Source organism: Streptomyces sp. URMC 123 (assembly GCF_051386515.1).
Classification (GTDB): domain Bacteria; phylum Actinomycetota; class Actinomycetes; order Streptomycetales; family Streptomycetaceae; genus Streptomyces.
In genome coordinates this window covers 1-872 of the sequence record NZ_JBPQTV010000657.1, presented here as the reverse complement: position 1 = coordinate 872, position 872 = coordinate 1, and the positions used below count along the sequence as shown (strand labels likewise).

Here is an 872-nt window from a genome sequence, read left to right as displayed (position 1 = left end):
TCCCCGAACGGGGCCCTCCACCGCGCCGGCGGACCGGACCCCACCGCCCGGCCAGGCGCCCTCGGCCGCACCGGCCGCGCCCGCCCCGGGCCAGGTCGTGAGCCGGGCCCCGGCCGCACCGGCCCCCGGCACGAGCGGCCCCCGGCCAACACCCGCGAACGCCCCTGTCGTTCAGCGGTCGGCGGTGCGGCGCTCCGCCCTGCGGCGATCGAAGCGTGCCGCTCCGGCGAAGCCCGCAGGCCCCGCGCGGACCGCCGATGCCGCTGAGCGCCGGCCCCGACCACACCGCCGTGGCACCGCCGGCCGACACACCCGTACGGGCCGCGCCGGCCGCACGGGCCGACGCAACCGCCGCCGCCCCCGGCACCGCCGCTCCGCACCTGCCGCTCCGGGCGCTGCAACGCGCACCGGCGCACGACCACGGCGCCGGGGCCCGGCAGGGGCCTGCCGCCCGGTCGGCGCCACCGCCGAACCGGCCACCGGCGGCCGGCGGAGCCGCGCCCCGCGCGCGGGACGCCCGGCCCCTGACGCGGGCTCAGGTCCAGGCGCTGGCCGTGCAGCGCGCGGCCGAGGCCGGCATCAGCGGCGTCCCGGTGACCCCGGTCACCGCCCCCGCGCCGTCCACGACGTCGGCCCCCGTGTCCGACCGGTCCCCGGCGCCGGCGCCCTCCGCCGCGAAGGGGGTCGACGGGGCCGACATCGAGGAGCTCGCCCGGCGGCTGCTCGAACCGGTCAGCCGGCTGCTGCGCGCCGACCTGCGCCGCGGCCGCGAACGCGCCGGACGCCCGTACGACGGCCGGCGCTGACCGGCCGCCGCGGCCCACAGCCCGTGACCCCGCCGCCCAACAGCCCCCCGTCTCCGGCCCGTAACC

General features: G+C 83.0%; 1 protein-coding gene. It reads left to right on the top strand.

The window, feature by feature from the left end; genetic code table 11:
• Positions 1–257: 257 nt before the first annotated feature.
• The gene (locus ACSNOD_RS31490; protein ID WP_436770488.1) at positions 258–806 is read left to right on the top strand and encodes a hypothetical protein; all 549 of its coding nucleotides are present in this window, start codon (positions 258–260) and stop codon (positions 804–806) included.
• The last annotated feature ends 66 nt before the right edge of the window (positions 807–872 follow it).